At 70.1% G+C, this 19,653-nt stretch carries 20 protein-coding genes; 13 read left to right on the forward strand and 7 right to left on the reverse strand.

All coding sequences use genetic code 11. The features are described 5' to 3' along the window. Positions 1-38: 38 nt before the first annotated feature. Positions 39-1,007: a TIGR03557 family F420-dependent LLM class oxidoreductase gene (locus tag A33M_RS16590; RefSeq protein ID WP_008389421.1), complete on the reverse strand. Its 969-nt coding sequence runs from the start codon at positions 1,005-1,007 to the stop codon at positions 39-41. A 166-nt stretch (positions 1,008-1,173) separates the two neighbouring features. Here A33M_RS16590 and A33M_RS16595 point away from each other — a divergent pair, with 166 nt between their 5' ends. From A33M_RS16595 to A33M_RS16605, 3 genes are all read left to right on the forward strand, one after another. Beyond that, a complete protein-coding gene (locus tag A33M_RS16595; RefSeq protein WP_008389423.1) occupies positions 1,174-2,013 on the forward strand; it encodes a potassium channel family protein in 840 nt (279 codons plus the stop codon). A 158-nt stretch (positions 2,014-2,171) separates the two neighbouring features. Further along, the gene (locus A33M_RS16600) at positions 2,172-2,480 is read left to right on the forward strand and encodes a GNAT family N-acetyltransferase (RefSeq protein ID WP_008389424.1); all 309 of its coding nucleotides are present in this window, start codon (positions 2,172-2,174) and stop codon (positions 2,478-2,480) included. Between the two features lie 302 nt (positions 2,481-2,782). Beyond that, positions 2,783-4,483 (forward strand): methyl-accepting chemotaxis protein, encoded by a 1,701-nt coding sequence (locus A33M_RS16605; RefSeq protein ID WP_040621176.1) that lies wholly within the window; start codon positions 2,783-2,785, stop codon positions 4,481-4,483. 382 nt (positions 4,484-4,865) lie between these two features. Here A33M_RS16605 and A33M_RS16610 read toward each other — a convergent pair whose 3' ends face one another. Beyond that, the gene (locus A33M_RS16610) at positions 4,866-6,617 is read right to left on the reverse strand and encodes an alpha-amylase family protein (RefSeq protein ID WP_008389428.1); all 1,752 of its coding nucleotides are present in this window, start codon (positions 6,615-6,617) and stop codon (positions 4,866-4,868) included. A gap of 244 nt (positions 6,618-6,861) precedes the next feature. On the opposite strand from A33M_RS16610, the gene A33M_RS16615 reads away from it, so the two are divergent. Both A33M_RS16615 and A33M_RS16620 read left to right on the forward strand, forming a co-directional pair. After that, positions 6,862-7,365 (forward strand): peptide deformylase, encoded by a 504-nt coding sequence (locus A33M_RS16615; protein ID WP_008389432.1) that lies wholly within the window; start codon positions 6,862-6,864, stop codon positions 7,363-7,365. A gap of 73 nt (positions 7,366-7,438) precedes the next feature. Further along, positions 7,439-7,996: a YgjV family protein gene (locus tag A33M_RS16620; protein WP_008389437.1), complete on the forward strand. Its 558-nt coding sequence runs from the start codon at positions 7,439-7,441 to the stop codon at positions 7,994-7,996. Here the strand turns inward: A33M_RS16620 and A33M_RS16625 are convergent. Next, positions 7,975-8,352 carry an ArsC family reductase gene (locus A33M_RS16625; protein WP_237718401.1) on the reverse strand — a complete coding sequence of 126 codons (378 nt, stop codon included), beginning with the start codon at positions 8,350-8,352 and terminating at the stop codon, positions 7,975-7,977. The two genes, A33M_RS16620 and A33M_RS16625, sit on opposite strands and share 22 nt — an antisense overlap. A gap of 151 nt (positions 8,353-8,503) precedes the next feature. Here A33M_RS16625 and A33M_RS16630 point away from each other — a divergent pair, with 151 nt between their 5' ends. The 3 genes from A33M_RS16630 (at position 8,504) to A33M_RS16640 (ending at position 11,204) form a co-directional block, all read left to right on the forward strand. Further along, on the forward strand, positions 8,504-10,132 hold the full coding sequence (locus A33M_RS16630; RefSeq protein WP_237718403.1) for a Na+/H+ antiporter: 1,629 nt from the start codon (positions 8,504-8,506) through the stop codon (positions 10,130-10,132). Between the two features lie 186 nt (positions 10,133-10,318). Beyond that, the gene (locus A33M_RS16635; RefSeq protein WP_008389443.1) at positions 10,319-10,537 is read left to right on the forward strand and encodes a DUF3222 family protein; all 219 of its coding nucleotides are present in this window, start codon (positions 10,319-10,321) and stop codon (positions 10,535-10,537) included. Between the two features lie 61 nt (positions 10,538-10,598). Beyond that, the gene (locus A33M_RS16640; protein ID WP_008389446.1) at positions 10,599-11,204 is read left to right on the forward strand and encodes a biliverdin-producing heme oxygenase; all 606 of its coding nucleotides are present in this window, start codon (positions 10,599-10,601) and stop codon (positions 11,202-11,204) included. 318 nt (positions 11,205-11,522) lie between these two features. Here the strand turns inward: A33M_RS16640 and A33M_RS24135 are convergent, their stop codons facing one another. Next, a complete protein-coding gene (locus A33M_RS24135; RefSeq protein WP_157223525.1) occupies positions 11,523-11,750 on the reverse strand; it encodes a hypothetical protein in 228 nt (75 codons plus the stop codon). Between the two features lie 160 nt (positions 11,751-11,910). Between A33M_RS24135 and A33M_RS16645 the strand changes: the two genes are divergently transcribed. The 4 genes from A33M_RS16645 to A33M_RS16660 are packed head-to-tail and all read left to right on the forward strand — an operon-like array spanning position 11,911 to position 15,453. Continuing rightward, a complete protein-coding gene (locus A33M_RS16645; RefSeq protein WP_157223526.1) occupies positions 11,911-12,468 on the forward strand; it encodes a TetR/AcrR family transcriptional regulator in 558 nt (185 codons plus the stop codon). Then, positions 12,465-13,277 (forward strand): HlyD family secretion protein, encoded by an 813-nt coding sequence (locus tag A33M_RS16650; RefSeq protein WP_008389453.1) that lies wholly within the window; start codon positions 12,465-12,467, stop codon positions 13,275-13,277. Before A33M_RS16645 ends, A33M_RS16650 begins: the two co-directional genes overlap by 4 nt. Next, positions 13,274-14,248, forward strand: coding sequence for an ABC transporter ATP-binding protein (locus A33M_RS16655; protein WP_008389455.1), 975 nt, complete (start codon positions 13,274-13,276; stop codon positions 14,246-14,248). Before A33M_RS16650 ends, A33M_RS16655 begins: the two co-directional genes overlap by 4 nt. Next, on the forward strand, positions 14,245-15,453 hold the full coding sequence (locus tag A33M_RS16660; protein WP_008389457.1) for an ABC transporter permease: 1,209 nt from the start codon (positions 14,245-14,247) through the stop codon (positions 15,451-15,453). The genes A33M_RS16655 and A33M_RS16660 overlap by 4 nt, the downstream gene beginning before the upstream one ends. A 142-nt stretch (positions 15,454-15,595) precedes the next feature. Here A33M_RS16660 and A33M_RS16665 read toward each other — a convergent pair whose 3' ends face one another. Together A33M_RS16665 and A33M_RS16670 are read right to left on the reverse strand one after the other, a co-directional pair. Next, the gene (locus A33M_RS16665; protein WP_008389460.1) at positions 15,596-16,063 is read right to left on the reverse strand and encodes a nucleoside deaminase; all 468 of its coding nucleotides are present in this window, start codon (positions 16,061-16,063) and stop codon (positions 15,596-15,598) included. Then, on the reverse strand, positions 16,060-17,037 hold the full coding sequence (locus A33M_RS16670) for a LysR family transcriptional regulator (RefSeq protein ID WP_008389462.1): 978 nt from the start codon (positions 17,035-17,037) through the stop codon (positions 16,060-16,062). The genes A33M_RS16665 and A33M_RS16670 overlap by 4 nt, the downstream gene beginning before the upstream one ends. 144 nt (positions 17,038-17,181) lie before the next feature. Between A33M_RS16670 and A33M_RS16675 the strand changes: the two genes are divergently transcribed. Further along, entirely contained in the window at positions 17,182-18,195 is a 1,014-nt protein-coding gene (locus tag A33M_RS16675; RefSeq protein WP_008389464.1) for a TRAP transporter substrate-binding protein, read from the forward strand. 76 nt (positions 18,196-18,271) lie between these two features. Here A33M_RS16675 and A33M_RS16680 read toward each other — a convergent pair whose 3' ends face one another. After that, positions 18,272-19,576: a DUF2336 domain-containing protein gene (locus A33M_RS16680; RefSeq protein WP_008389466.1), complete on the reverse strand. Its 1,305-nt coding sequence runs from the start codon at positions 19,574-19,576 to the stop codon at positions 18,272-18,274. Between the last annotated feature and the right edge of the window lie 77 nt (positions 19,577-19,653).

The raw sequence follows: 19,653 nt of genomic DNA on the forward strand, positions 1-19,653 counted from the left end.
CGGGCTTTTTTCTTTCCTCCTGGGCACCGCCGGTCGCCTCACGCCGCCTTGCGGGCACGCAGCGCGGGTGCGAGCGATTTCCGGAAGAAGTCACAAAACTCCGCCTGCTGCGGGCCGATCTGCGTGAGGATCACGTGATCGAAGCCGGCCGAGACGTACTTGTCGATCGCCGCGAGATGCGCGTCGGCCGAGGGGCCGCAGCTCACCAGCTCGGCGATGTCGTCCGGCGTCACGCTCTCGCTCGCGGCGGCGAACCCTTCGGGGTCCGGCAGCTCGGCCATCACCGGCCAGCCGGCCGCCGACCAGCGGAAATATTTGTGGGCGGTGGCGCGCGCCTCACCCTCGCTCGCCGCCCAGCACAGCGAGATCTCGCAATAGCGCGACCCGTGACCGCCGGCCGCGTCGTAGGCCTCGATCAGGTCGGAGCGCGCCTCGGTGGCGACCAGCCCGTCGGCCTTGCGCCCGGCGAGGCGGGCGGCCTGCGGCCCGCCGGCGGCGAGCACCACCGAGGGCTTGCGCTTCGGCCGGTCGAACAGCCACGCATGGTCGAGCTGGAGGTGCTTGCCGCGATAATTCTCGATCTCGCCGGAGAGCAGCCCCTGGACGATGTCGAGCGCCTCGGCGAGCCGCTCGTGCCGCTCGACGCGGCCCGGCCAGCCGGCGCCGATCACGTGCTCGTTCAGGCGCTCGCCGGCCCCGAGGCCGAGCGTGAAGCGGTCGTCGCTCAGAAGCGCCAACGTCGCCGTCGCCTGCGCGACGATCGCCGGATGGTAGCGCATGGTGGGGCAGGTCACCGCCGTCATCAGGCCGAGCCGCTCGGTCGCCTGGGCGATCGCCCCGAGCACCGCGAAGGCGAACGGCGCGTGCCCCTGCTCCTCGATCCAGGGCAAGAAATGGTCGGAGATGGCCGCGAAGTCGAACCCCGCCTCCTCCGCCCGCACCGCATTGCGGACGAGCTCGGCCGGGCCGTGCTCCTCGGACATCAGCTTGTAGCCGATCTGCAGCATGTCGATCGTGTCCGTGGGTTGCTCGACCGCAGACGCGCCTCCCCTCGGCGCCGCGGCCTTCCGTCCGGGGAACGCCCGGCCGTGCCGAAAGTTCGCCCCTTCGCGTCCGCCGAGGCCGCTGCTAACCTCCCCCGAACGGAACGCCGCGCGTGACCCACGAGTGACCATGGACGGCAAGATCGACACCGCCCCCGCCCGCCCGACCCGCTCCGCCCGCGCGCTGCCCAAGCGGCTCGGACGCCTGCGCGCAAAGGTACGGCACTATTACGAGTCCGACGCCCCGGAGGCGCACCGCTTCCGCTATCTGCTGCTCGCCTTCGATCTCCTCACGGTGCTGTTCATCGTCGTCACCTCGTTCCTGCCGCGCACGGTGCTGATGGAGCGGATCGACATTCTGCTCGGTCTCATGATCCTCGCCGATTTCCTGGCGCGGTTCTCGATCAGCCGCCGGCCGCTGCGCGAGTTCGCGCATCTCTCCACGCTCGCCGACCTAGTGGCGATCGTCTCGTTCCTGGCGCCGCTGGTCGGCGAAGGCGCGGGCTTCCTGCGGGTGCTGCGGACGGTGCGGCTGCTGCAGACCTACGAGGTGTTGGCGCGGCTGCGCGCCGACAGCCCGTGGTTCCGCTGCCACGAGGAGCCGGTGCTGGCGACGGTGCATCTGTCGGTGTTCGTCTTCGTGATGACCGGCATCGTCTACGAGACGCAGCACGCCGGCAATCCGCTGATCGCCAACTATGCCGACGCGCTCTATTTCACGGTGACGGCGCTCACCACCACCGGGTTCGGCGACATCACGCTGCCCGGCACCTCCGGACGGCTGATCTCGGTGGTGGTCATGGTGCTCGGCGTCACGCTCTTCCTCAATCTCGTGCGCACGCTGCTGCAGCCGAGCAAGGTGCGCTTCTCGTGCCCGCGCTGCGGGCTCGCCCGCCACGAGCCGGACGCCGTGCACTGCAAGGCCTGCGGCCTGGTGCTGAACATCCCGGACGAGGGCCGCACCTTCTGACACCGGCGAACGCGGGCGGACGCCGGCGCGCCGGCCGCCCGTCCCCGCGGCGCACGGAACCAGCGGCCGCGCTGTCGTTTGTCCCACCAAACCCCACACGGCGGACGCTACGCGGCGCATCTCGTCGCGGTGTCCCGACGTCTCGACAGGAGCCCCCGATGAGCGACACCCACACCGTTTCCGAACACACCGACGCCGGCGTTCGCGACAATCCGCAAAAATCTCGGTACGAGCTCGAGCAGGACGGCGCCACCGCGGCCGCCCATTACCGCATCTCCGGCGACGTGATCACCTTCACCCACACCGAGGTGCCGGACGCGCTGCACGGCCGCGGGGTCGGCTCCAAGCTGGTGCACGGCGCACTCGAGAACACCCGCGAGCGCAAGCTCAAGGTGGTGCCGCGATGCTCGTTCGTGGCCGCCTATATCGACCGTCACCGCGAGTTCGCCGATCTGGTCGCCGGCTGAGGGCGGCGCGCCCCGAATACACGTATTCGAACACGTTTCGCGGCCGGTGCCGAGGCGCCGGCCGCTTTAGTGCGTTACCTCCATGATGTCTCCCGGCGAAGCACTGCCGTCCGTGTGGTGAGTCTTCGGTCCGATTGGCGTCGAAAGCAGCACTTCACCCGCCCTTAACGGCACGTTCGCTAGTTTACTTCGCCTGAATTTTGTTACCGCCCGCCTCGCGACCTTCCTCCACCCCCCGACGAGCTTCGGTCGCCCCCCGCGAGCCTCCGCGTGCCGGCGATCCGATCGGCCGCGGTGACGTGATGGAGAATTTCGACGTGAGCCTGTCCGACAGCCTCGGCCGCGTGTCGCTGCCCTCCAAGATCACGGCCCTGACGGTGCTCGGCATCGCCGTGGTCTCGGCGGCGATCGTCCTCCTGGTCTATCTCGACGTGAAGGCCGAGCTGCGCGCCCAGGCGCAGGCCCGCCAGGAAGCGAACATGCGGGTCGCCCGCGAGGTCCTGCAGAATTCCGGGCCGATCCGTCTCGCCGACGGCAAGCTGCTCGCGGGTGAGCGAGTGCTGAACGGCGACACCGCGCTGGTCGACCGCGTGCAGGCGCTGGTCGGCGGCACCGCCACCGTGTTTCAAGGCGACACCCGCATCTCCACCAATGTCCGCAAGCCGGACGGCAGCCGCGCGGTCGGCACCGTGCTCGCCCGCGGCCCGGTCCACGACGCCGTGCTCGGCCGCGGCGAGGCCTATCGCGGCGAGGCCGACATTTTGGGCGAGCCGTTCTTCACCGCCTACGACCCGATCCTCGACGCCGGCGGCAAGCCGATCGGCGTCCTCTATGTCGGGCTGAAGCAGAGCGAGTTCTTCGCCCGGCTCGACGGGCTGATCGCCTGGATCGCGCTCGAGGCGTTGCTCGCCGCGGTGCTGGTGGGAGCGGCGATCTTCGCGGTGCTGCGCTGGCAGATCCGGCCGCTGGTCGCGCTGGTGGGCGTGATGGGCCGGCTGCAGAAGGACGACACCGCCGTCACCGTCCCCTCGCTCGAGCGCGGCGACGAGGTCGGGGCGATGGCGCGCGCGGTCGAGGTGTTCAAGGAGAACGCGATCGCCCGCAAGGCGCTCGAGGCCGAGCAGCGCGACGCGGAAGCGAACGCCGCCGCCCGCCGCAAGGCCGACATGAACCGACTCGCCGACCGCTTCGAGTCGGCGGTCGGCGGCATCATCGGCGAGGTGCAGGCGGCCGCGAGCGCGCTCGAGGAGACCGCCCACGCCCTCACCCGCACCGTCGACACCACCCAGAAGCTCGCCGGCACCGTCGCCACCGCCTCCGACGAGGCCTCGACCAACGTGCAGGCGGTCGCCGCGGCGACCAACGAGATGACCGCCTCGATCGGCGAGATCGGCCGGCAGGTGCAGACCTCGAGCCACATCGCGCGGGACGCGGTGCGGCAGGCCGAGACCACCGACGCGCGGGTGACGACGCTCGCCCGGGCGGCGACCCGGATCGGCGACGTCGTCAAGCTGATCACCGCGATCGCCGAGCAGACCAACTTGCTGGCCTTGAATGCGACCATCGAGGCGGCGCGCGCGGGCGAGGCCGGCAAGGGCTTCGCCGTGGTGGCGCAGGAGGTGAAGGCGCTGGCCACCCAGACCTCGAAGGCGACCGAGGAGATCGCCACGCAGATTTCCGAGATGCAGGCGGCGACCACCGAATCGGCGACCGCCATTCACGAGATCACCGGCACCATCGGCCACATCGCCGAGATCGCCGCGGCGATCGCCGCCGCGGTGGAGGAGCAGGGCGCCGCCACCTCGGAGATCTCGCGCAACATTCAGCAGGCGTCGCACGGCACCGCCGGCGTCGCCGCCAGCATCACCGAGGTGAACCGTGGCGCGGCCGAGACCGGCACCGCCTCCGCCGAGGTGTCGAGCAACGCCACCCGCCTCGCCGACGAGAGCACCCGCCTGCGCCAGGAGGTCGAGAGCTTTCTCGCGACGGTGCGCGCGGCGTGAGCCACCTCACGACGGGCTCGAAACTGCAAAAAAGCCTCGCCGGCAGGCCGCGAGCGGCGGTGCGGGCGAGGCGGATCGGAACCCGAGGAAGCCCGCTGTCCGGAGCCGGCTCGTAACGAAGGGCGTCGACGACCGTGGCTCGGGTCGGTTCGGACAGCAGGTGACCCGGACCATATCGTGAATCGCCGGCGGCGCATCTTCGCGCTATTCCGCAGGGTGATTCCCGGATGTCTCGTGCCCGACATTGTCGTTGAATGATCTTCCCGTCATACCGTCTGGTGCGACAATCGGCTGTCGCCTTTCGGTACGGGACAGGGCGGCACAGGGCGGCACGGACGCCGCGGCGTTCGGCCACCGCCCTGCCCGCCTCGACCGTCCACCTCTACCGTCCTCCTCGGCCGCGCGTCTTGCTCGCCGCGCTCTTCCGCGCCGTCTCGGGCGACCGGCGCTCGTCGCTCTCGGCGACCGGATCGATGTCGGTGCGGCGCAAGAGATAGTCCAGCCCGCCGACCCGGTACCAGCGATAGCCGTAGCCTTCGAGCACGAGGTGATGCAGCCCGTCGTCGCCGGCGGCGTCGTGGTCGTCGCCGAGCAGATTTATCAGAACGTCGCCGTGCGCGCCCTCGACGCCCGGCGAAAAGGCCACCTCGCGCGGCGTGGCGGCGAGGTTGTGCACGAACAGCGCCGAGTTGTTGCGCCAGTCGTAGCGCACGATCAGCACCGCCGGGTCATCGGTCTCGATCACCGAGAAATCGCCCCAGCCGATCTCCGGCACCTCTTTGCGCATGCGGATGATCCGCTCGGTCCAGTTGAGGAGCGAGTCGGGATGGCGGCGCTGGAAGGCGGCGTTGACGTGCTCGTAGCCCCACGGCCCCCCCGAGATCACCGGCAGCACCGGCTCGTCGGAACGGGTGAAGCCGCCCTGCGGCTCGTCCGACCACTGCATCGGCGTGCGCGCGCAATAGCGCTCCTCGAGCGAGAGATCGTCGCCCATGCCGAGCTCGTCGCCGTAGCGCAGCACCGGCGTGCCGGGCAGCGTGAACAACAGGCTGTAGGCGAGCTCGAGCCGGCGCCGGTCGCAGCCGAGCATCGGCGCGAGCCGGCGGCGGATGCCGCGGTCGTAGAGCTGCATGGTCTTGTCGGGACCGAACGCCGAAAACACCGTCTCGCGCTGCTCTTCGGTCAGCCGGCCGAGATCGAGCTCGTCGTGATTGCGAAGAAACACGCCCCACTGCGCGGTCGAGGGGCGCGGACGGGTCGCTCTCATCGCCTCGACCAGCGGGCGACCATCGGCCGAGGCGAGCGCATAGAACAGGTTCTGGTTGACCTGGAAGTTGAACATCATGTGCATGCGGTCGCCGTCGTCGCCGAAATAGTGGAGATCGGTGTCGGGCAGCACGTTGGCTTCCGCGAGGATGATGCTGTCGCCCTTGCGCCACTGCAGAAACTCGCGAAACGTCCGCAGCATGTCGAACTGCTCGTCCGGGCTGGTGACGTCGGCGCCCTTGGTGCCGATCACGAACGGCACCGCGTCCATCCGAAAGCCGGAGACGCCGAGCTCGATCCAGAACCCCATGATCTTCAGGATTTCTGCCTGCACCTCCGGGTTCGACGTGTTCAGGTCCGGCTGAAACTCGTAGAAGCGGTGGAAGTAGTAGGCCTGCGCCGCCTCGTCGAACGTCCAGGTGGTCTCCTGCACGCCGGGAAACACCATGCCCTGGTCGGCGTTCTTCGGCTTCTTCTTCGACCAGACGTACCAGTCGCGATATTTGGAGTTCGGGTCGCGGCGGGCGTCCTGGAACCAGGGATGCTCGATCGAGGTGTGGTTGACCACGAGGTCGATCAGCACCCGCATGCCGCGCTGCTCGGCGCCGTGGGTGAACTCGACGAAGTCGCCGAGCGTGCCGAAGCGGGGATCGACCGAGTAGTAGTCCGAGACGTCGTAGCCGTCGTCCTTGCCGGGCGACTTCTGGAACGGCATCAGCCAGATCGCCGTCACGCCGAGGCCATTGAGATAATCCAGCCGGCGCATCAGGCCCTGAAAGTCGCCGACGCCGTCGCCGTCGGAATCCATGAAGGTCTCGACCGACAGGCAGTAGATCACCGCGTTCTTGTACCACAGATCGCTGATCATGCTTTTCCCCCCCACGCGCGCGGCGTCGCGCCGGCCGAGTGGTCGGCCGAATGGTCGACCGGGCGCCGTTCGAACGTGAACCGCCGGACGCGAGGGAGGTTCCTACTCACCGGAGGCGCGGACGCGCCCGCCGGGCGCACCGGCCGCGCTGCCACGCTGCGCCCGCCCTTGCGAACCCTCCGGCGTTCGGCATAGTCCCCGTCGAACGGCGCCGCCCGGCGCCGCCGACCTTCGGAGTTTCAGCGTGCCGGTGCGGACCATCGTGACATTTCCCGATCCGCGGCTGCGCGAGCCGGCGCGGCCGGTGGAGGCGTTCGGCGACCGCCTGAAGGCGCTCGCCGCCGATCTCCTCGACACCATGCGGGCGGCGCCCGGCATCGGCATCACCGCGCCGCATGTCGGCGTGCCGCTGCGCCTCGTGGTGATCGCGCTGTCGGCCGCCGACGGCGTGCGGATTTACGCCAATCCGGTGATCGACTGGTCGTCTCCCGAGACCCGCGCGCATCCCGAAGGCAGCGTCTCGATGCCGGGCGTCTCCGAGGAGATCGAGCGCCCGGCCCGCGTGCGGCTGACCTGGCAGGATCTCGACGGCGGCTACGAGACCGGCGAGGCGGACGGCCTGCTCGCGGTGTGCCTGCAGCACGAGATCGACCAGCTCGACGGCGTCTTCTGGGTCGACCGGCTGTCGCGGCTGAAACGCGAGCGGGTGATCAAGCGGTTCGAGAAGCTGCGACGCCCCGGCCGTTGACGTTCGCCGCAACGGGACTATGGTCGGCGCCGCGTGCCACCCCCACGCTCGACCAGCCCCCGGACATTCCGCAATGGATTTCTTCTCGCCGGCCCAGTGCGCCGGCTATGTCGCATTCGTCTTCGGCTTCTCCGCCTTCCTGCAGAAGCGCGACACGCCGCTCAAGGCGCTCAACGCCGCCGAATGCCTCGCCTACACGCTGCATTTCGCGCTGCTCGGCAACCCTCCGGCCGCCGCCTGCGCGCTGATCTCGTCCGCCCGCTCGGTCCTCGCCGTCACGGTGCGGGCGAAGGGCATCGTCTGGATCGTCCTCGCGGTGATCGCCGCGACCGGCTTCGTGGTGGTGCGCACGCCGCTCGGCATCCTGCCGGTGATCGCCACCTGCTCGGCGACGCTGGCGATGTTCCTGATGCGCGGCATCCCGATGCGGCTGGCGCTTCTGCTGGCGACCGCGCTGTGGCTGGTCAACAACATCGCCAGCGGCTCGATCGGCGGCACCTTGCTCGAGAGCTTCATCGCGCTCGCCAACGTCTCGACGATGGTGCGGATGCTGCTCGACGCTGCGCGCGAAAAGAAGAAGCGGAGCGGGCCGCAAATGCTCGGCAGCGGTCAGCCGAGCGCCTCGGCATAGCGCTCCGGCGAGAAGCCGACCAGCAGCGGCCCGGCGCCCTCGAGCACCGGCCGCTTGATCATCGACGGCTCGTCCAGCATCAGCGCGATCGCCTTCGCCTCGTCGAGGTCTTGCTTGTCGGCCTCGGGCAGCTTGCGAAAGGTGGTGCCGGCGCGGTTGAGGAGCTTTTCCCAACCCACCTCGCCGACCCAACCCGCGAGCGTCACACGATCGATGCCATGGCTCTTGTAGTCGTGAAACGCGTAGGCGACGCCGTGCTCGTCGAGCCAGGCGCGCGCCTTCTTCATCGTGTCGCACGCCTTGATCCCGTAAAGGGTGATGCGCCCGCTCGCCACCGCTGAAAACCTCCCGTTCACGCCGGCCGCACTCCTGCCGCGGCGACGCCCTGCCGATACCACAGACGGCGGCGAGGAGAGAGGTTAGAGTGATCGTACCGCGTTCGTCTCCCCTTGCGCCGCCTGAAGACCGCCAGCCGCCCACCCGCGAGGCCCGCCACCCTTGCACACCGTGACGACCGTCCTGCTTCTTCTGCTCGCCGTGGTGGTGACGGCGAGCCTGTCTCGCATGCTGCCGGTGGCGATCCCGCGGCCGCTGGTGCAGATCGCCTTCGGTGCCGCCATCGGCCTGGTCGCCCCCTTGCGGGTCGATCTCGATCCCGAGCTGTTCTTCCTCCTGTTTCTGCCGCCGCTCCTCTTCCTCGACGGCTGGCGCATCCCCAAGGACGAGCTCGCCCGCGACCGCGGCGCCGTGCTCGAGCTCGCGCTCGGCCTCGTCGTCTTCACCGTGCTCGGCATGGGCCTCCTGATCCACTGGATCATCCCGGCGATGCCGCTCGGCGTCGCCTTCGCGCTCGCCGCCGTCCTGTCGCCGACCGACCCGATCGCGGTGTCGTCGATCGCCCGGCGAGTGCCGATCCCGAAACGGATGATGCACATCCTGGAGGGCGAATCGCTCCTCAACGACGCCTCGGGCCTGGTGTGCTTCCGCTTCGCGGTGGCGGCGGTCGCGACCGGCGGCTTCTCGCTGGTCGATGCGGCGCTGACCTTCGTGTGGATGGCGGCCGGCGGCCTGTTCATCGGCGCCACGGTGACGCTCGCGATCATGCGCACCAAGGAGTGGATCGGCCGCCGGTTCGGCGAGGATTCCGGCTCCAACATCCTGGTGAGCCTGTTGATCCCGTTCGCCGCCTATCTCTCGGCCGAGCATCTCGGCGGCTCCGGCATTCTCGCCGCGGTCGCCGCCGGGCTCGCCATGAGCTTCGCCGAGGCGAGCGGCCAGGCGCTCGCCGCCACCCGGATCCGCCGCCGCGCGGTGTGGGACATGATCCAGTTCGCCACCAACGGCGTCGTCTTCGTGCTGCTCGGCGAGCAGCTGCCGGCGATCGTGCCGAACGCGCAGCAGACCGTGGCGCTGACCGGCCACACCAGCCCGTTCTGGCTGATCGGCTATGTCGTGGCGATCGCGCTCGCCCTCACCACCCTGCGCTTCCTGTGGGCGGCGGTGTCGCTGAAGCTCACTTGGTACCGCCGCTGGGGCGGCACCGGCTCGCCGGCCGACCAGCCCGGCCTGTTGCGGCTGGTGCTGGCGATGTCGTGCGCCGGCGCGCGCGGCGCGGTGACGCTCGCCGGCATCCTCACCCTGCCGTTCGTGCTGCCGACCGGCGAGCCGTTTCCCGCCCGCGACCTCGCGATCGTGCTGGCGATGGGGGTGATCGTCGCCTCGCTGGTGATCGCCAGCGTCGGCCTGCCGCTGCTGCTGAACGGGCTGACCTTGCCGGCCGAGCCGTCGCACGCCGACGAGGAGAGCCTCGCCCGCACCGCCGCCGCCGAGGCGGCGATCGCCCGGCTCGAGGAGGTGCAGCATCTGATGGCCGAGGGCCGCCCGGACGCCGACCGCTATGTCGACATCGCCGCCCGCCTGATGGACCTCTATCGCCTGCGGATCGACCAGAACAGCGGCGACGACCAGGTGCGCGCCCGCGAGGACGCGGCGATCGAGCGCCGCATGCGGGTGGCCGCGGTGCGCGCCTCGCGCGAGGCGGTGTGGCGGCTCTTGCGCGAGCGCCGGATCGGCAGCGAGATCGCCTCCAAGCTGGTGCAGGAGTTCGACCTTCTGGAGACCCGCTACGTCGCCTGATTTTTCGCCTCGCCGGGTCGGCGACGAGCCGCTTCGGACTCCGGGCGGTTTGGGGCATAATGCCGTTGGGTCACACGATCCCCGGCCGGCGCCTCGCAGCTTTCCCGGCGTCGCCGGTCACCTGTTCGAAACGCCGTGCTCGCCCGGATCGGCCCCGTGTTTCGCCGACCATCGAGGAATCCCGACATGCCCGACTTTCCCGCCGACGACGTCCGCACCGTCGCCTGCGCGCTCACCACCAGCGCGATCGACCTGCTCGTCGTGGAGGATGCCAACGCCTATCACCGCTGCCGCTTCTGCGGCGCCTCGGTGCCGTGGCAGCAGCCGGCCGAGCAGATCGTCCACAAGGGCGACTGCCCCGTCACGGTGGCGCGGCGCCTGCTGGCGATCGCCGCCTCCGCCTGACGCCCGTGTGGGCGGCCGATACCCCGGCCGCGGTGATCGTCACGACAGAGTTGCAAATCCCATGACGACGGCGCCCTCTTCCGGCTCCGACACGGCGGCTTCGCGCTGGCGCCGCCTGCAGGCCGACACCGACACCGTTCACCGCGCGCTCGACGCCCGCATCATGGCGGCCGATCCGTTCCGCGACCGCGCCCGCTACGGCCTCTTCCTGGCGATGCAGATCGCGATTTTTCGCGATGTCGACGCGCTCTATGCCGACCCTGCCCTGCGGGCGGTGTTTCCCGACCTCGCGACGCGCCGCAAGCTCGGCCTGGCCGAGCAGGACGCCGCCGATCTCGGCCTCGCGGTGCCGCGGCTCGCCGAGCCCGCCTTCGCCGGCACGATCGATGCCCCGACCGGCATGGGCTGGCTCTATGTGGTCGAGGGGGCCGATCTCGGCGCGCCGTTCCTCCTGCAGGAGACGCGCAAGATCGGCGTCGACGAAACATTCGGCGCCCGCCACATGCAGGGGCCCGAGCACGGCCGCGGCCTGCACTGGCGGCTGTTCACCGAGGCGCTCGACGCCGCCTCTCTGACCGCCGCCGAGGATGCCCGCGTGCTGGCCGGCGCCCACGCCGCCTTCGCCCGCGCCAACGTCTTGTTCGAGGCGGCGGGGCTTTCGGCGTAATATCGACAGCGGGAAACCATGACCTCATCCCGAGGGGCCGTGAAGCGACCGTCTCGAAGGATGAGGCCCCCACCGTGGCCTCGCCCTTCGAGACGCACTCCTGCGGAGTGCTCCTCAGGACGAGGTCGGGCTCTGTCGCCGTTGGTATGAGCCGCACCCTCCAGATCGCTTTCCACGAAGCGCCGGCCGTGCCCCCCACGGCCGGCGTTTTTTTTTCGTCCCCGTCCGCACCACCGCCGCTCCCCTTTCACGGATCCGAGAGCCACCCCACGGGCCGCTTGCCGACAACCGCGCCTCGAGATAAATATGACTGACCGGTCAGTCATAGGAGAGCACCGTGCCGTCCGAGAAGCCGCCCCGAACGAGACGCCCGGCAGGCGAGAGCCGCACGCGCGGGTCGGCCGCGGACGAGAAGAACGCATCCGCCCCGAGCATGGCCCGCGCACCGCGGACCGCCGAGCCGCAAGGCGCCACGCCGAAAAGCACGGCCGGAAAACGGACGGCGAAGGGCGGCACGGCAGCGAAAGGAGCCTCGGCGACAGGCACGGCGAAGCCGGTCCCGGCGCCGCAAAAAAAGCCCTCGCGCGCACCGGCACGGGCCGCAGGCGCCCGTGCCAGAACGGCCGCCGCTCCGGCCTCCGCGTCCCGCCCCCGGAAACGCCGGACGATCCGCCCCGAGCAGGCCGCCGCCCGCCGCGAGGCGATCTTGCGCGCAGCCCTCGAGGTTTTCGGCGAGAACGGCTTCGCCGCCGCGAGGCTCGACGACGTCGCGGCCCGCGCCGGCGTCGCCAAGGGCACGATCTATCTCTATTTCCGCGACAAGGACGCGCTGTTCCAGGAGCTGATCGCGGCGATGATGGGCCCGCTGATCGCCGATCTGAAGGCGCTGTCGACCGCCGACCTGCCGCCCCGCACCGCGATCGAGCGGCTTCTGTCGCTGTTCGCCAAGGAGGTGCTCGGCACCGAGCGCCGACAGGTGCTGCGCCTGGTGCTGGCGGAAGGCCCGCGCTTCCCGAAGGTCGCCGAGTTCCACTTCTGCCACGTGGTCGGCCCGGCGATCGGCGCGATCGGCGTGCTGATGAAGCGGGCCGCCGCGGAGGGCGTGGTAAACCCGCGGCTCGCCGAGTTTCCACAGCTCGTCGTCGCGCCGGGGCTGATGTCGGTGGTGTGGACCAGCCTGTTCGACCGCTTCATGCCGCTCGATCCGGAAAGGCTGCTCGCCGCCCATCTCGACGTGCTGTTCGGCGCCGGAGAACGGCGATGAACATGCAACCGCCTCGTCTCGGCCGCCGGCCGGCCGCCCTCCTCGCGCTGGTCGCCACGCTCGCGCTGCCGCTCGCCGGCTGCAGCGAGGAGCCGAAGGTTTATCAGGGCTGGGTCGAGGCCGATCTGATCTTCGTCGCGCCCGACGAGGTCGGCCGCTTGCAGACGCTCGCCGCCAAGGAAGGCGACCACGTGGAAGCCGGGGCGCCGCTGTTCACGCTCGACGACGACCTCCAAGCGGCGGAGGTCAACATGTACAAGGCGCAGCTCGAGAACGCGGAGTCCGCCTTCTCCCGCGCCGACACCTTGCTGAAGACCCGGACCGGCACCCAAAAAGCCTACGACGAGGCGGAGGCGGCGCTGCGCACGGCGCGTGCGCGGCTCGTCACCGCGCAGACACGGCTCGATCGCCGCCGCCGGGTGAGCCCGGTGACCGGCACCGTGCAGCAGGTCTATTACCGCCCCGGCGAGATCGTTCCGGCCGACCGCCCGGTGCTCGCCATCTTGCCGCCGGAGAATCTGAAAGTCCGGTTCTTCGTGCCGGAGGCGCTGCTGCCGTCGATCCGCCACGGCGAGAGGGTGCGGGTCGGCTGCGACGGCTGCGTCGCCGGGCTGACCGCGAAAGTGAGCTTCATCGCGCGCCAGGCAGAATTCACGCCGCCGGTGATCTACTCGCTCGAGGAGCGTCACAAGCTCGTCTATCTGATCGAGGCGAAGCCGGACGATCCGGAAAAGCTCCGGGTCGGCCAGCCGGTCGACGTCGCGCTCGGGACGCCGGCGCCCGCGAAAGCCGCCGAGGCGCGCAAATGAGCGAGCCCGCCCAAAACGCCGAAAAGCCGCCGGACGACATCGCCATCGACGTGGAGAATCTCACGAAGTCGTTCGGCGGCCACACGGTCGTGCGCGGCCTGACGATGCAGGTGCGGCGCGGGCTGATCTACGGCTTTCTCGGCCCCAACGGCTCCGGCAAGACGACCACCATCCGCATGCTGTGCGGCCTGCTGACGCCCGACTCCGGCCGCGGCACCTGCCTCGGCCTCGACATTCACCGCGACGCCGAGATCATCAAGCGGCACGTGGGCTACATGACGCAGCATTTCAGCCTGTATCAGGACTTGTCGGTGCGAGAAAATCTCGAGTTCGTCGCCCGCGTCTACGGCCTGAGAAACCCGCGCGCGGCGGCGCGCGGCGCGATCGAGCGGCTCGGCCTCGCGCAGCGCGCCGAGCAGCTCGCCGGCGAGCTGTCGGGCGGCTGGAAGCAGCGCCTCGCGCTCGGCGCCTGCACGCTGCCCGATCCGCAACTGTTGCTGCTCGACGAGCCGACCGCCGGCGTCGATCCGAAGGCGCGGCGCGAGTTCTGGAACGAGATTCACGCGCTCGCCGCGCAGGGCCTCACCGTGCTGGTCTCGACCCACTACATGGACGAGGCCGAGCGCTGTCACGAAATCGCCTACATCGCCTATGGCGAGCTGTTGGCGCAAGGCACCGTGCAGGAGGTGATCGACGCCTCGCATCTCACGACCTTCACGGTCTCGGGCGGCAGGAACTTGTCCGCGCTCGCGGCCGAGCTGGAGAAACGCGAGGGCATCACCATGGTCGCGCCGTTCGGCACCAGCCTGCACGTCTCCGGCCCCGACGAGGCGGCGGTGAACGCGGCGATCGCGCCGTTCCGCGAAGACCGTGATCTCGTGTGGGAGCCGTCTCAGCCGTCGCTCGAGGACGTGTTCATCGACCTGATGAGCAAGACCGCCTCGGGCAAGGCGAAGGGGAGCGGATCGTGACCAGCGACACGCCCGCCCCCGCTCCTGCCGACGGCACACTCGACACCGCCGTGATGCCGCGGGCGACCGCGCCGCCGATCACCGGCTTTCGTGCAATCCTGCGCCGGATCGGCGCGGTGCTCCTGAAGGAGGTGCTGCAGCTCCGCCGCGACCGGATCTCGCTCGCGACCATGATCACCATCCCGCTGATGCAGCTTTTGTTGTTCGGCTACGCGATCAACACCCAGCCGCGCGACCTGCCGACCGCGGTGCTGCTGCAGGAGCAGAGCGACGTCGGCCGCACCATTCTGCGCGCGCTCGAGAACACCAAGTATTTTCGCGTCGTGCGGGTGGCGCGCGACGAGCAGGAGTTCGACCGGCTGCTGCAGTCCGGCACCGTGCAGTTCGGCGTGGAGATCCCGGCGAATTTCGAGCGCGACCTGAGACGCGGCGACCGCCCTGCCATGCTGGTCGCGGCCGATGCGAGCGATCCGGTCGCGTCCGGCTCGGCACTCGCCGCGCTCACCTCGCTGACGCAGACGGCGCTTCGCAACGACCGCGCGATCCCCGAGCAGACCGCGCCGCCATTCGAGGTGCGTACGCATGCCCGCTACAATCCGGCCGCCCGCAGCCAGCTCAACATCGTGCCCGGCCTGCTCGGCACCATCCTCACCCTCACGATGCTGATCTTCACGGCGCTTGCAGTGACGCGCGAGACCGAGCGCGGCACCATGGAGACGCTGCTGGCGATGCCGATCTCGCCGGTCGAGATCATGCTGGGAAAGATCGCGCCCTATGTGGTGATCGGCTTTTTGCAGGGCACGCTGATCGTCGCCGCCGGCGTGCTGCTGTTCGCGGTGCCGATCTTCGGCAATCTCGCGCTGCTGGCGACGCTGACCACGCTGTTCATCGCCACCAATCTTTCCGTCGGCTACACCTTCTCGACACTCGCGCAGAACCAGCTCCAGGCCATGCAGATGGCGATGATGTACTTCCTGCCGAACCTCCTGCTGTCCGGCTTCCTGTTTCCTTACGCCGGCATGCCGCAATGGGCGCAATATGTCGGCGAGACGCTGCCGCTCACGCACTATCTGCGCATCGTCCGCGCGATCATGCTGAAGGGTGCGACGCTCGCCGACCTCCGCTACGACACGGTCGCGCTGGTGGTGCTGATGCTGATCGCCATGACCATCGCCGTGCGGCGCTTCCGCCGGACGCTGGATTGAGGAGACTCGTCTCCTATTCCCTTTTTTATTCGGTCCGGCGAAGACCGAACCCGGGTCGCTCGCTGTGCCGGGTCCCCGCCTTCGCGGGGACGAGCGGATATGGCGGCGTCGTGATCAGCTCGATTCGGCGATCCACCCGTCGTCAATACCGCACCTTGTCCGGCTTCGCCTGCCAGCGGCGAAAGCCCTCCAAGGCCTCGTCGGCGGCGAGGCGGCGGAGCGGCAGCGTGCGCGCCGGAAGCGGCAGCGCGACCTCGCGATAGAGCGCGTCGTCGTCGAAGCCGATCTCGGCCGCCTGGACGCGGTCGTTGCCGTAGACGATCGCCGACACCCGCGCCCACCACGCGGCCGACAGGCACATCGGGCACGGCTCGCAGCTCGTATAGACCACCGCCCCCTCCAGCACGTGGCTGCCGAGTTTCTTGCAGGCGTCGCGGATCGCCACCACCTCGGCATGCGCGGTCGGGTCGCCGTCCGGCACCACCCGGTTGACGCCCTCGCCGACGATTCTGCCGTCCTTGACGATCACCGCGCCGAACGGCCCGCCGCCCGCCTCCACCGCCTCGCACGACAGCGCGATCGCGCGGCGCATGAAATCCATCTCGCTCATCTCGCCCCTCCCCGTCCGGCGCCACCGACGGTCGTCGGCCGCCGCCTGCGCGGCTTCGTTTGCGCGCGGGCGGTGCCCGCCCCGGCATCCGGCCGCGCCGCGCCCGCGGCGATCCGCACGGCGAGCGCCACCACGCGTTCGAGCAGCCGCCGCTCCGGCGTGCGCCGCCAGCAGGCGGCGAACCGCACGTCGGCCAGCGCCGCATCGGTGTGGACGATCTCCAGCTCGCCGTCGGCGATCTCGCGACGCACCGCGGCCGGCGGCACGCAGGCGACCGCGAGCCCGTCGATCGCCATGCGCACGATCGGCGCGAGCGTGGTGCTGGCGTGGAGCCTGAGGTCGCGCACGTCGGCGAAGGCGTGGCTGACCGCGAGATGGATGTCGCCGCGCCGCGCGAAGGTCATCACCGGATGCGCCGCCACCCGCGCGAGCGGCACCCGCCGCCCGCCGAGCCGCAGCCGCGGGCTCGCGACCAACCCCATCGGGAACTTGCACAGCTCGCGCACCTCGAAGTCGGGGTCGGTCTGCGGCAAAAGCAGAAAGCCGAGATCGATCTCGTCGGCGCGCAGCTTGTCCTCGAGCTGCGGCGAGGCGCCGGCGTCGATCTCCAGCGCGAGGTTCGGATAGAGCACGTCGAGCGCCCGCATGAACTCCTGCAGCCAGGTGTGGACGATCGTCTCGACCACGCCGAGCCGAAACACGCCGTGCACGGCGTCCGGCACCGCGACCGCGTGGTGCATGGCGTCGTTGAGCGAGAGGATGCGCTCGACATAGGACAGAAGCTCGAGCCCCTTCTCGGTGCAGCACACGTGCCGCGGCGAGCGCTCGATCAGCGTCACCCCGAGATCGGCCTCGAGCTGGGCGACGCGCTGTGACACCGCCGGCTGGGTGATCGCCAGCCGCGCCGCCGCCTTGTTGAAGCCGCCGAGCGTGGCGACCCAGTAGAAGGCCTGCAGGAGCCGCGTGTCGAGCATGGGTGCGTCGCCGTCCGCGTCGATTTGTGCCGCTTATCGATCCTGATCGAAAATGATAATTTGACGCGATGCCTCCGTCCAGTGTCTCCTGGCCGCGAGACAACGCCAGGGCGCGGACACGCGACCGGCACCGGACGAGAGGGCTTGTTCGTTTCCATGTTCCCGAGACTGCTTCTGGGGCTCGCCGCCGCGCTGATGGTCGGCTGGCCCGCCGTCGCCGCTCCCGTCCACACGCTGCGCCTCAACGAGAGCGCCGGCCCGGACGGCCCCGAAGCGGCCGCCCTCGAGGTGTTCAAGCGCGACGCGGAAGAGCTGTCCGAGGGGCGGCTCGCGATCGAGATCCATTATCGCGACACGCTGCTCGCCACCCGCCAGGCGATCGAGAGCCTGCAGACCGGCACGGTCGATCTCTATTCCGGGCCGCTGTCGGCCTTTCGGCCGCTCGCCCCGCAAGAACTCGGCGCGCTGTCGGTGCCCTATCTGATCGACACCCGCGGCCGGCTGCGCCGCTATCTCGACAGCGACGTCTTTGCCGAGGCCACCCACAAGCTGCTCGCCCGCGGCATCCGGGTGCTGTCGACTGCGGGGCTGCGCGATCCCGGCCGGGTGATCGTCGCCAACCGGCCGATCCGCACCGCCGACGACCTCGAGGGCTTGCGTATCCGGGTCGGCGGCGACGAGCTGGCCGAACGCTCGTGGCGCAGCGTCGGCGCGGTGCCGGTGCGGCTCGGCTGGAACGAGACCTATCTGGCGCTCCGCCGCGGCACCGCCGACGCGGTCACCGTGCCGGGCGGCCGGCTGCGCTCGTCGAACCTGATCCACGTCGCCCGCTACGTCGCGATCGAGGACGCCCATCCGCAGGTGTGGCCGATGGCGATCGCCGAGACCGCCTGGCGGCGCCTGAGCCCGGAGGATCGCGACGTGCTGATCGATGCCGCCGACGCCGCCGGCCGCGCCTATTCGCGGATCGCCGCGGAAGCCGCCGAGCGCGACCTCGAGTCGGTCGTGGTGCGCGACCACGCGGTGCGCATCGAGGTGGCGGCACTACGCCGACGGATGGTGCCGGTCTATCGCCGGATGGTCGCCGAGGGCTTGCTCGCCCCCGAGGTGCTCACACCCGAGGTGCTCACACCCGAGGTGCTCGACGCCACCCCGTGACGCGTCCGGCCGCTGCGGGACGCCGCGCGGCGTCCCGTAAATGCCGTTCCCGGCAGCGGCAGCAAAGATCCGAAGATCAGAGCATGCGGCGGAACTCGACCGTCGAGGGTGTGCGGCGCGCTTTGAGATAGCGCACGCCGCGCTCGGTCGCCTCGGTCGAGAAGGTGAGGTAGCGGTCGAACGCCGCCTTGTAGTCGACCCGCGCGTTGCGCGTCATCAGCACCGTGAACACCACCTTGGCGTCCGGCCAGCCGAGCCCGAGCGCCTTGCACAGGATCAGCGCGCCGTCCTCGAAGCCGAGCCGCACCAGATTGCGCACCGCCTCCACCGGCACCTTGGTCATGGTCGCCAGCATCTCGATGGTGTCGTCGAGCCGGTCGTCGCGGGCGGCGGCGAGGAGCTGCTCGCGATGGGCGGCGAGCTCCGCCTCGCGGCTCTCCGGCGAGGCGCGGCCGCGGGCGGCGCGGCGCGGCGTCGCCGGCTCGGGCGGCATCGACTGCTCCATCCGGCGGCGCACGTCGGGATCGGGATCGTTCAGCAGCTGGCGGCGCACCGGCTCGGCGACCAGCCGCACCAGTCCGGCAAACAGGTCCGCCGGCAGCTCCTTGCGATGGACGATTTTTCGCGCCAGCTCCTCGTCCTTGCGGGCGCGCACCGCGAGCCGCTGAAAGCCGCCGCGCGAGAGCTGCGCGCCGTCGTTGGCGGTGACCTTGTGGGCGACGCGGGTGTCGCCGCGGTCGACCAGGATGTCGGTCACCCGCTCCGGCACCATGATCCGCCCGGCGAGCGCCAGGAGATGCGCCTGGCTCTTCGAGGCGGCGATCCGCACCAGAAAATCCTCGGCGAGGATCGGCGAGCGCTCGAGCACGGGGCCGGCGACCTCGATCGCGTCGTCCTCGGCGAGCCGGTGGACCACCCGCGCCGGGCCACGCTGCACCGGGGCGATGCGGGCGCTCAGCTTGGCGAGCGCCTCCTCGGGCGTGCCGTCCATCAAGTGGTCCATCACCGTGTCGAACAGCTCGACCTGCTGCTCGGTATAAGCGTGCACGCCGCGGATGAAGAGCTCGGCGACCCGCAACACGTCGTCGTCGCGCTGCGCGTTGCGCAGCGCCACCGGATCGGGGAACTGCGAGTCGTCGAGCGGGCCGTCGGTGAAGGCGACGCCGATGCGATGCCGCTCGCGCCAGGCGGCCTTCACCTCGCGGGTGTCGCCGTCGAAGCTCAGGCTGAAGGCGTCCGGCACCGCCGCGACGTCCGACACCAGGATGCAGGCGCCGCCCCGCGACAGGTTGAGAATCGCGCAGTCGCCGATCAGGCCGTCGGCGGTGATCTGGCCCATCTTCAACGTGAGATAGCGCGGGTACTGCCGGCTCTGTGACATCGGCGATCGCTCCGGACGACGAGGGTCCACTGCTGCTTTTCTTCGAAACTGCCAGGACGGCGCTGAGACCGGGTAAA

Source organism: Rhodovulum sp. PH10 (assembly GCF_000293785.1).
Taxonomy (GTDB): Bacteria; Pseudomonadota; Alphaproteobacteria; order Rhizobiales; family Xanthobacteraceae; genus Rhodoplanes.

Bases quoted from the DNA above. Each gene is read 5' to 3' on its own strand.
- A33M_RS16610 (WP_008389428.1), bottom strand. From the start codon at position 6,617: ATGATCAGCGATCTGTGGTACAAGAACGCGGTGATCTACTGCCTGTCG.
- A33M_RS16650 (WP_008389453.1), top strand. From the start codon at position 12,465: ATGAACATGCAACCGCCTCGTCTCGGCCGCCGGCCGGCCGCCCTCCTC.
- A33M_RS16670 (WP_008389462.1), bottom strand. From the start codon at position 17,037: ATGCTCGACACGCGGCTCCTGCAGGCCTTCTACTGGGTCGCCACGCTC.
- A33M_RS16635 (WP_008389443.1), top strand. From the start codon at position 10,319: ATGCCCGACTTTCCCGCCGACGACGTCCGCACCGTCGCCTGCGCGCTC.
- A33M_RS16640 (WP_008389446.1), top strand. From the start codon at position 10,599: ATGACGACGGCGCCCTCTTCCGGCTCCGACACGGCGGCTTCGCGCTGG.
- A33M_RS16600 (WP_008389424.1), top strand. From the start codon at position 2,172: ATGAGCGACACCCACACCGTTTCCGAACACACCGACGCCGGCGTTCGC.
- A33M_RS16680 (WP_008389466.1), bottom strand. From the start codon at position 19,576: ATGTCACAGAGCCGGCAGTACCCGCGCTATCTCACGTTGAAGATGGGC.
- A33M_RS16620 (WP_008389437.1), top strand. From the start codon at position 7,439: ATGGATTTCTTCTCGCCGGCCCAGTGCGCCGGCTATGTCGCATTCGTC.
- A33M_RS16605 (WP_040621176.1), top strand. From the start codon at position 2,783: ATGGAGAATTTCGACGTGAGCCTGTCCGACAGCCTCGGCCGCGTGTCG.
- A33M_RS16595 (WP_008389423.1), top strand. From the start codon at position 1,174: ATGGACGGCAAGATCGACACCGCCCCCGCCCGCCCGACCCGCTCCGCC.
- A33M_RS16665 (WP_008389460.1), bottom strand. From the start codon at position 16,063: ATGAGCGAGATGGATTTCATGCGCCGCGCGATCGCGCTGTCGTGCGAG.
- A33M_RS16655 (WP_008389455.1), top strand. From the start codon at position 13,274: ATGAGCGAGCCCGCCCAAAACGCCGAAAAGCCGCCGGACGACATCGCC.
- A33M_RS16590 (WP_008389421.1), bottom strand. From the start codon at position 1,007: ATGCTGCAGATCGGCTACAAGCTGATGTCCGAGGAGCACGGCCCGGCC.